Here is a 9,726-nt window from a genome sequence, read left to right on the forward strand (position 1 = left end):
CCGGTCGGGCGACAAAGACACGGACTGCTGCAGATACAGCGATCCCAGTCCCCCCTTGGTCCTCGATCGTCCGCCGCCGATTACACCAGGGCCGACCGACTCCGCGTACCGGCAAGTCCCCAGGACGTCTGGAGCCACCGAACATCGGTCGCACCGCGCTCCGATGGCGGAAGCGGGAGATAGCCTTCCCGAGCAGAAGTTGACTAAGGGGGGCATGTGCCGCACTCGCAGGAATCCGCCGGTTACCGCGCCGAGGACGAGGACGGCTTGGACGACGAGGAATGGGAGGAGGACGAACCGGTCAGCGAGCAGCGCCAACGTGTGGAGTCCGCCATGGAACTCGCTGAGAAGGACGTCTCCCGCGGCGTACCAGTTCTTGTCGGCATGCTCACGGACTGGGACCTCGACGAGGACGGCACGCATGAGCTCCGTGCCGAGGTGCTCGGTCACCTGATGCACATGGGCCGCAGCGCCGCCGGGGCGGCCACCTGGGTGGTCGGTGAAGCGGGAACGACGTATGAGATGCACATCGTTCTCCAGTACGCGAGTTGTCCGCCGTACGAAGAACCACCGGTGATGACTCCTCAAGAGCGTCGCCGCTGGAACACCGAGGTGATGGAGCACATCGTCGCGGCGAAGGGCCTCGCCGAGCAGGTGCGCTGGGCGGCGATCAGCGAGTACCTGGATCTCGCCGGCCACTCCGGGTACCGGGCTCTCGCCACCCTGGCACCCGACATCGACGTCCAGGCCGCGGTGTCCGGCGGTGCCGATGTGCCGGAGCACCTCCTGCACACGCTCTCCACGTACGTGGCGCAGGACAGCGGCCGTCCATTGGGGCTCCGGATCGACATCGTGGAACGGCTCTGGGGCGACAGCCCTCTGGGCGCGGGGGGCGCGCTCGCCGGTGTCCTCCGGGACTGTCCCGTCAGCGGCACCGCACTGGGCACGCTGCTGCGCACGCTCGCGCGGTGTGAGGAGAAGACGCTCGAAGAGCTGGTGGAACATCTGAGCCAGGACGAGTACGAGCGAACATCGCGACGTTTCCTGGCCGCGATCCTCGACTCCCTGGACGCCGCACACCGCCTCCATCGCATGGGCCGGATCGGTGAGCACCTGCACACCTGGGTGCGCGAGACGGTGCAGGCGGAGTGGGGCGGGGCCGATTCTCACGATGTGTGCCTGGACAGCGAGGACATGGTCGTCCTGACCGACCTCGCTGCCAGGTACCACGAGCTCAGAGACGACATGGCCGATCCCTCCTCCTCACACGTCGTGGCGAAGGATCAACTGGCATTGGACTTCGGCACCGACTTGTTCCCGGCGCGATGGCACACCTTGACCATGGGACGGGCCCCCGGCATCGCCTTCTGGGCGGAAAGCGAAGTTCGGGCGGTCGTCTGCGTACGGCCAACATCTGTACCGGGCACACGATCATGGCGGTTCGGTGTGGAGGACACGGGCCGTGACGAGGTGATCACCTTCAGGGGGCGATTGGTCGACACGGACGACAGCCGTTGTGCCGTCGACTTTCCAGCTGACCTGATGGAACGCCCGGAGTGGGCTCACCTGTTGCTTCAGGGAGTGAAGGCGCTGAGAGAGCACACGGCAGAATGACGAACAGACACGTCGATCTGGTGGTTCGTTGGGAACGTCGGCAACGGATCGGTGTGAGTCCCGGAACACCTGAGGACGGCTGACCGGACACGCGAATCGTTGTACGCTCCGGAAACCGCCCTTGACCTGCAAAAAAGCGGGCAGGGAGCAGACAAACCGGGAGTTTCTCCGTGCTTCGTACCATGTTCAAGTCCAAGATCTAGCACTTGGGTGTTTTTGCAGGTCAGAGGCTTGATGGCTCCACTGAGGTCAGCAAACGGTCAGCATCGGGCGCGGGAGCGTCCCAGCTTACTGACCAGGTGGCCCGCCATGACGGGTGACCTCGGCAGGTCTCTGGCTGCCGCTTGGCATGTCCGCTGCTGACCGACAGATCGACCGCGGCATGGGTCCTGACCTGGCTCGCCCAGGTGTCCTTCTCGTCCACTGTGCCGGCGCCATGTGCCTCGGCTTCGGCGCCGTCGTCTCCGACACCGAGACCGAAGCTGCAGCCGACTCCACTGCGGCGGCCCTCCGCGTGACCTGCTGCGTTATGATCACCCCCGCCCGCGAGCGGGGGCTGGTCCTGGGTCTGCAGAGCAGCCGGTTGCCGCGCCATCTGGGGGCCTGCGCGGGTAGGCGATGGTGCGCTAAGCCACCCACTGGGTGAAATGTCCGAGGAAGGCCGGGCGGCCGCCCGACCCGTACGTATGAGAGGGAACCCCGTATCCGCCATGCCGCCGCCTCCCAGCAGCGATACTGGATGCATGGACACGAAGTTCACCGCCCCCCGCGCGGAGGTGCTGCGGGACCGCTACCGTAGCCGTCTGCCCGAGCGCTTGCAGGAGCTGGCCGGCCCCGTCGAGGGCAACGTGGACCTGCCGCTCCACATCGTCTGGTCCGGGCGGACGAGCTACAGCCTGGACCGTCCGAAGTCCCGCATGACGCTCTACCGAACCGTCCTCGCCGAAGGACTTGGTGAGGACCTGGTGACTTTCCTGCACCACCGGCTGCTCACCGAGCAGTGGCCCGTGCTGCGGCGCTTGATCAGTCCCTACATTCGCGAGGTCTGGGAGGATGCCTTCCCCGAGCTGCTCCGCACCGCTCCGGCAGATACCACCGCCGCGTGAAGCTCACTCCGCTCCACGAGCGTCTCCTCGCCGACATCCTCGATCTCGGCTCCCCTTACCCTCTGGTCCTCACCGGCGGATACGCCGTGCAGGCCCACGGCCTGGTCGAACGCTTCAGCCGTGACCTTGACGTCGCCACCGAGAACCCCGCTCCGATGCAGGAGATCGTCGCCTCACTCACAGCAGGCCTCAGCGCGCGCGGATGGCGGACCACGCACGTCCAGACCGATCCGCTCAGTGGCCGGTTCCTCGTCACCGATCCGGACACCGGCGAGGAGTGCGAGGTCGACGTCCTCAAGGAGGCGTTCTGGGCTCCGCCCGCCCAGACCCCCTACGGCCCCGTTCTTTCCCTCGACGACGTGATCGGCACCAAGGTCCGTGCCCTCGCCGACCGCGGCACCGTCCGCGACCTCATCGACGTCCAGGCTGCCTCCCGCCATCGCTCCACGGCCGACCTTGAATCCCTGGGCCGCCGTCGCGCCCACGACGAGTTCAGCCTCGAAGACCTCCGGGACCGGCTCATCGGCGCGGACTGGTACGAGGATGAGGACTACACCGCGTACGGGCTCACCTCCCGGCAGATCGAAGAACTCAAGGCGTGGGCGCTGGAGTGGGCGGAGGATCTGGGTGCGCGGATCCATGACGAGAACGCCTGAGAGACGGTCATCGCGTCCATCCTCTCTAGCGCCATTGCCACGACAGGATGCGGTGTAGCCAGCAGGTTCCAACCCGGAGCCGTCCACGGTGGTGGCTACCCTGCACGGCGGATGTGCAGGGTAGCCGAGCGATACCCGTCAGTGGCCATCGTGCTTGATGCCGTGAGCCTCGGCGTATTCGTCAGATCGTCGATCACGCGAAGCGGCTGGACCACTCCCCGGGCGATACGGCGTACAACGTGGACTCGCCGGCCATCACCCGCTCGTACGCCGCTCGGTCACTGCCGTGGGTGACGCTGCCGTCCTTCGGGGCGGGTGAGCAAGGCCATGCTCTGCATCGCCCGCGCCTACACCGTCACCGCGAGTCGAGGCCCACGCTCCTGGCCGTATGTGGTTTGGTCGTCCGCTCAGAGGCCGTCCGGACGGACCTGTCGTCTCAGCGGTGCGTCAGCGAGACGAGCACGCGCAGGGTTCCTCGTTCTGCCCCGGTAGCAGCCGCAGGGCGAAGACGGAGCCGTCGGCGTGGACGGAGACCGGACCGCCCCAGTCCTTGTCGAAGGTGAGGCGGGGGCGGACGTGGCGGCTCGCGTGGACGAGGGCGCGGTACTCCTCGATGTCGCCCCTGGCGAGGAGTCGGAAGACCTCCTTGTCCACGCCGGAGAACGCCTCGACGCGGGGGCCGTTGAGGCGGAAGACGTGGTCGGTGCCGACGTACTCGTTGCCGAAGAGGGTGTGGGCGGCGTCCTGGATGCTCATGCTGGCCGCGTGTTCGAGACCGGTGAAGCGTTTGCGGCCCTGCCGGTCGGTCAGGTGGCGGGCGGTTGCGTGGCCCGAGCCGGTGAACGTCATGAGGCCCGCTGCCGTGGTGTGGGCCAGGGCCTCCTGGAACCAGGCGTAGTCCTTCGGCTGCACGTGGCAGCCCCGTACGGGCTCCGGTGTCACCAGGCCGTCGGCCGGCGGGTGGATGTCCGGCATCACGTTCGCCTGGAACGGCGGGGCGTTCAGGTTCGCTTCCCGGCCCTCTGCCGGGGACAGCCGACCGCCACTGCCCGGCGCCTGGAGGGCGTGGACGGTCATCGTACTGCCGTCTGTTGGGAGCTGCGTGCTGAACAGCAGGCTGGGGGTCTCGTTCCACGCGCCGATGTGGACCGCTTCGGCGTGGGCCGAGGCGGAGGCCAGTTGCTCGGCGGAGGTGGCGGTGTCGCCGTGGTTGCCCTTGCAAGCGAGGGGGATGGCGAGGGACGGCTCGCCCGGCCGCCAGACCTCCGCGAAGTACTGCGGACGATAGCGGTACTTCACCTTCTCGCCCTTGTCTCTGCTGGTGAGGGCCCAGCCGGCGCGTAACGCCGTGTCGGCGGGGACGATCGTCACTGAATGGTCGGGGAAACGGCTGCGCAGCATGTGCTCGGTGAGCGTGAGCGCGAAGCCGATGCCGAGCTCGCCGGATTGCAGCGACTTGTAGTGGTCCGCGATGCGGTGGCCTTCGTCGGTGAGGCCGAGGAAGGAGTCACGACCGCCGGCCAGGGCCTGGGTGTACTTGAGTGCGCCCCAGTGCTCCGCCAGCCCCCGGCCCGCACCGCGCCACGACAGGGCAGTGGCCCGGGCGAGGGTGTGGAGCACGTCCCAGAGGGTCACTTCGAACTGCCGGGGCAGCTCTGTCGGCAGGATCGGGACGAGGGCGGGCTTCCGGCGGAGCGGCTCGTCCTCGTTCTCCTTCCGCTTCTCGTCGTCCGCCGTGATGGCGGCCTTCACCTTCCCGACGAGCGCGTCGTCGGAGTGGACGGAGACGTTCGAGGGCCGGGTCAGGTCCTGGAGCACTTCCTCGGTCGGCTTCAACAGCTCTCCTTCACGGTGTGCGTGGGCGGTTCGCCATCGGCTGGACCGTACGGAAGGGAGGAGCGGCGCACGCAAGTGCGCAGGGGCGCGTGAGCTGGACTTCGGCCCGGGCGGTCGGTGTCAGCGCCTCGGCCCTGCCTCGCTCGCGAGTTCCATGCTGCCGAGGGCCTCGGGCGGGCGGCAGGCAGCGAGCCGGTTTCCGGGCGGTCGAGCGCCGACCGGGCGATTACCAAAAGGAACCGTTTCCCACGAATTAGAGCGATGTCGGTGCCCGACAGGTCGGTGCGTGGATGCACGTCGTCCGTGTGCAGAGTTGTCTCCCGCACCTTTGATGGTTCATCAGCATCCGGCCAGCATGAGTCGCTGGGCTCTCCCGGACAATTGCCCGAACAGGCACCGGCGCGTTGCGAAAGCCCAGGCGCAAACCTTGCCGTCCGGCGGCCAGGTGAAGCAGGCCGGTCCGGTCAGCGTGTCACCGCCCAGGGCTGGTCGGGTGCAGGGCAGGGAACTAGGTTGTCAGTGAGACTGGCAGCGCTTGGGGGGTATGTGGACGAGCGGGAGTTCAACGAGACCGTTGCCCAGCTGATCCGTGAGGCGCGGATGCGTGCCGGGGTGACGCAGGAGTACGTAGGGCGTCGGGCGGGGCTGACGCGCGGTTCGATCACGAACATCGAGTCCGGAACCCAGTCCCCGCCTCTTTACCGGCTTGCCTTGATTGCCGCAGCGGTCAACGCGGACCCTGCGGACCTGCTTCCCTCGCTCCACTTGGACGAGGCGTCCGGACTTGCCGCGCGGCATGCCGCCGACGTTGCCGCGGTGTGGGCGCAGGCCTCGAAGATTAGGGGTGTCTGTGGCGAAGGCTGACCTGGCGGCCCGAGGGCTGCTGCGGGAATTCCGGATCGACGCCCCGCCGGTCGATCCCTTCGCCCTGGCCAAGCACCTCGGCGTCCTGGTCGTCCCGCAGCACATGGACGACGACGTCTCTGGCATGCTCCTGCGCAAGGACGGAGCCTGCGTCATCGGCGTCAACCAGGCGCACTCGTTCGAACGGCGGCGCTTCACGGTGGCGCACGAACTGGGGCACCTGCGCCTGCACGAAGGACGCCCGCTCATTCTGGACACCGACGCGCGCGTGAACTACCGCAACGCGGTCTCGAGCATGGCCACGGACCGCGAGGAGATCGACGCCAACCGATTCGCCGCGGCGCTGCTGGCCCCGGAGGACATGGTCCGCCGGGCGGCACAGCACATTAGCTTCCGCACGACGGACGACCTCGTGCGGGTCCTGGCCAAGCGTTTCCAGTTGAGTGAGGTGGCCATGACTTACCGTCTGATGAACCTCGGTATCGTCTCCGGCCCCGCTCACTGACACCACCTGGACCCGGCCGCCGACCCGACCCTCTGCCCGCGCGCTGCGCGTTCCTGGCGCCGCCCTGACACGCCCGCTTGGGAGCCGTGCCCCTCTCGCCTCTCCCGCCCCCAGTTTGCCAAAGGCTGAGGGGGAGGAGCCGAACCAGCAACTGTCTGGCCCGCGCTGAGAAGATGTCAGCCAGACTGACCTTCAAAAAGTGTCTTGCGTGAGTGTCGCTGCGTGTGGTGCACTTGTTACCGCAGAGAGTGACCGGTCTCTGTGCATAACGGGTGGCCCCTGCTCGGCGTGAGGCTGACGGACAATCCACCCCCGGGCGGTACCGCGTACGCGTGCCTGGCCACGATGGCCGGCATCGTCGACTGGACCGCACCGGCTCCCCTCGATGGCCAGCCGTCACCCAAGGCCATCCGCTGATGCTGTGCATCGGCCGACCCTCTGCCCAGTGCCATGGTCGGCCCCCTCCGCGAGCCCACCAGGCCCCTCGCGCAAGCACACCCATGTGCGCACCCCCGCGCCCCATCGCGGGCAAGCCCACATGCCTTCGCGGTCCCTTCATGCCCTATTCCGTCACGTCTCCCGTCGGCGTGCCCCCACACCCATTTCGTCACCCTGAGCTCTCAGCCGGCTCGCCGCAGAAAGGAATCCTCGCCATGCAGTGCTGCAAGAACTTCGACACCTTCCTCAAGAACACCGTGAACCTCAGCCAGGCAAAGCTCACCCTCCTCGACGTACGCGTCGAGGCCATCTACAAGGCCCTCAAGGCCGACTCCGAACTCGGCTCGCTCATCCGCGGCAAGAAGCCTCAGGGCTCCTGGGCGCAGCGCACCATCATCAACCCCGTCGGCGACAGCGAGTTCGACGCCGACTTCATGCTCCACCTCACCGAGAACACCGAGTGGGCAGACGGCCCCAAGATCTACATCGACAAGGTCTACGCCGCGCTCCACCGTCACAGCATCTACGGCGCCATGCCTCACACCCGCAAGTGCCGCTGCGTGCAGCTCAGCTACGCCAACTCTATGCACGTCGACATCGTCCCCTACCTTCAGCTGGCCGACGGCCGCGAGGTGATCGTCAACCGCGACACCAACACCTGGGAGCAGACCAACCCGGCCGGGTTTACCGCCTGGATGCAGAAGAAGGACGGCATCGCCAACAACAACTTGCGCAAGGTCATCCGCCTGATGAAGTACCTGCGTAACCACCGCGGCTCCTTCACCGGCACCCGCTCCATCATCCTTACCACCCTGCTCGGCGAACGCGTCGAGGAGATCAAGAAGCTCATGGACCCCGGCTGCTACAGCGACGTGCCCACCACCTTGCTCACCATCGTCGAGGACCTCGACCGATGGCTGCAGGAGCGCCCTTACAAGCCCTCCATCGCCGACCCTTCCGGATCGGGCGTCACCTTCGACCACCGCTGGGACCAGACGACCTACAGCTACTTCCGGGCCCGCATCCACGCCCACGCCCGCGAGATCCGCGAAGCCTACGACGAGCCGGACTACGACCGCAGCGTGCGGCTGTGGCGCCAGCTGTTCGGCGACGCCTTCCCCGGCCAGCCGTGTGCCGCCGCCTCCCTCACACCCACGGTCGCCAAGTTCGCCACCCCGCTGCTCATCACCACGACCTCCCGCACCGGACGTGCCGGATGACCAAGCGCAAGTGGCCCGCAGCCCGCCCCAGCCCTTCCCAGCGTCGCCTCTTGGAGGAGCTCACCGCGCTGGCAGCCGCGCACGAGCCGGACCTGCGCATCACCGGCCGCCCCCGTACCGACACTGACGGCCTGGTCACCATCCCTATCAGCGTCTGCACCGGCGGTACGCTACGTGCTCCAGGAGGACTGCAGCTCAAGGACAGTGAGGACTTCCTCCTCACTCTGCCCGCCACCCCGATGATGCCGCCCCAGGTGCGCACCCCCCACACTCGGTTCGCCGGCACCCCGCATATCCTGCAGGGTGATCGACTGTGCCTCTACCTCGATCCGGCCCGCGAATGGGACCCCGCTGCCGGAATCACCCCCGTCATCAACCGCCTGTGGCAGTGGCTCAGCGACGCCGCAGCCGGCAGGTTCGATCCCGCCACCGCGCTTTACCACCCCGTCGGCGGTGTCCTGCACTACACCCCGGGCACTCCCACCGTCGTCGTACGAGAACCTGTCTCCCACCGGTCGGCCATGGCATGGCTCACCCAGCGCACCACCGACCGGCTCGACCTGACCAGCGCCCCCGCAGACTCCAACAGCCACCGCACCCCGATCCTGCCAGTGGACGCGCTGCCCCTGGGCGCGGGCAGCACTCTGGCCGAACTCCTCACCCTCACCCACCCCGCCACTGCCCAAGCCCCGCAACCGGCCGACGCCCCACCCCCGGCGCTGCTGACCGCACTCGCCGCCAGCGCCCTGCGTAACCCCGAAGGCGCCGCCCAGTACTTCGTCCTCGCCGTCCGACACCCCGCCACACCCGCAGCGTGCCCCTTCCTCCTCGCCGGCCGCCTGCCGCCCCAGGCCGGCGACACGCTGCGCCGCCTCGCACGCCGCGCGACCCCCAGCCGCCTGGGCAGTCTGCCCGAGGACTTGGCCCACGCCTCCATCGCATGGTGCTACCTCTCCGACGAACGCGCCGAAGTCACCACCCGCCGTGACACCCTCCGCCCCGTCCGCGCGTTCCAGGACTGTCACATCCACATCTGGGGCTGTGGCGGCATCGGCTCCTGGGCAGCCGAGATGGTGGCCCGGGCCGGCGCCTCACATCTCACCCTCTGCGACCCCGGCCGTGTCACCGGCGGCCTGCTGGTGCGGCAGAACTACACCGAACACCACATCGGCATGACCAAGGCGACAGCACTGGCCTCCCACCTGCGGACCATCCGTGACGACATCCGCATCGACATCGCGACCCCGCCCCCCGACCCCGCCCTCCTGCCCGCCGCGGACCAAGCCGATCTCATCATCGACGCCACCGTCAGCATCACCGCCGGACGCTTCCTCGACCTCCTTGCCCAGCAGCCCCACCGCAAAGCCGTCCTGGTCCAGCTCGCCACGGACAGCCTCACCGCCAGCCTGGGAATCCTCACCATCGCTGCCCCCGGCACCCACACCCCCCTGTCCACCATCGATCACATCGCTGGCGGCCACGTCCTT

8 protein-coding genes are annotated in these 9,726 nt (G+C 67.9%); 7 read left to right on the forward strand and 1 reads right to left on the reverse strand.

Annotated elements, in window-relative coordinates; all coding sequences use genetic code 11:
* The first annotated feature begins 216 nt into the window (after window positions 1-216).
* The 3 genes from C3492_RS25170 to C3492_RS25180 all read left to right on the forward strand — a co-directional run bounded on the left by C3492_RS25170 (window position 217) and on the right by C3492_RS25180 (window position 3,376).
* The gene (locus C3492_RS25170) at window positions 217-1,614 is read left to right on the forward strand and encodes a hypothetical protein (protein WP_103814258.1); all 1,398 of its coding nucleotides are present in this window, start codon (window positions 217-219) and stop codon (window positions 1,612-1,614) included.
* A 743-nt stretch (window positions 1,615-2,357) separates the two neighbouring features.
* Window positions 2,358-2,720 carry a hypothetical protein gene (locus C3492_RS25175; protein ID WP_103814260.1) on the forward strand — a complete coding sequence of 121 codons (363 nt, stop codon included), beginning with the start codon at window positions 2,358-2,360 and terminating at the stop codon, window positions 2,718-2,720.
* The gene (locus C3492_RS25180) at window positions 2,717-3,376 is read left to right on the forward strand and encodes a nucleotidyl transferase AbiEii/AbiGii toxin family protein (RefSeq protein ID WP_073759566.1); all 660 of its coding nucleotides are present in this window, start codon (window positions 2,717-2,719) and stop codon (window positions 3,374-3,376) included. Before C3492_RS25175 ends, C3492_RS25180 begins: the two co-directional genes overlap by 4 nt.
* Window positions 3,377-3,823: 447 nt before the next feature.
* Here the strand turns inward: C3492_RS25180 and C3492_RS25185 are convergent, their stop codons facing one another.
* Complete coding sequence (locus C3492_RS25185; RefSeq protein WP_103814262.1) at window positions 3,824-5,212, reverse strand: hypothetical protein; 1,389 nt, start codon at window positions 5,210-5,212, stop codon at window positions 3,824-3,826.
* 546 nt (window positions 5,213-5,758) lie between these two features.
* Between C3492_RS25185 and C3492_RS44740 the strand changes: the two genes are divergently transcribed.
* From C3492_RS44740 to C3492_RS25205, 4 genes are all read left to right on the forward strand, one after another.
* A complete protein-coding gene (locus C3492_RS44740) occupies window positions 5,759-6,076 on the forward strand; it encodes a helix-turn-helix domain-containing protein (protein ID WP_181140536.1) in 318 nt (105 codons plus the stop codon).
* Window positions 6,063-6,581, forward strand: a complete 519-nt coding sequence (locus C3492_RS25195) for an ImmA/IrrE family metallo-endopeptidase (protein WP_103814267.1) — start codon at window positions 6,063-6,065, stop codon at window positions 6,579-6,581. The genes C3492_RS44740 and C3492_RS25195 overlap by 14 nt, the downstream gene beginning before the upstream one ends.
* Window positions 6,582-7,234: 653 nt before the next feature.
* Complete coding sequence (locus tag C3492_RS25200) at window positions 7,235-8,239, forward strand: cyclic GMP-AMP synthase DncV-like nucleotidyltransferase (protein ID WP_103814269.1); 1,005 nt, start codon at window positions 7,235-7,237, stop codon at window positions 8,237-8,239.
* A 50-nt stretch (window positions 8,240-8,289) separates the two neighbouring features.
* The coding region (locus C3492_RS25205) for a ThiF family adenylyltransferase (protein WP_258055873.1) at window positions 8,290-9,726 on the forward strand (1,437 nt) is incomplete at its 3' end.

The sequence above is a fragment of the Streptomyces sp. Ru62 genome, assembly GCF_002920615.1.
GTDB lineage: Bacteria > Actinomycetota > Actinomycetes > Streptomycetales > Streptomycetaceae > Streptomyces.

Coding starts and splice junctions, on each gene's coding strand:
- C3492_RS25175 (WP_103814260.1), top strand. CDS start 2,358: ATGGACACGAAGTTCACCGCCCCCCGCGCGGAGGTGCTGCGGGACCGC.
- C3492_RS25200 (WP_103814269.1), top strand. CDS start 7,235: ATGCAGTGCTGCAAGAACTTCGACACCTTCCTCAAGAACACCGTGAAC.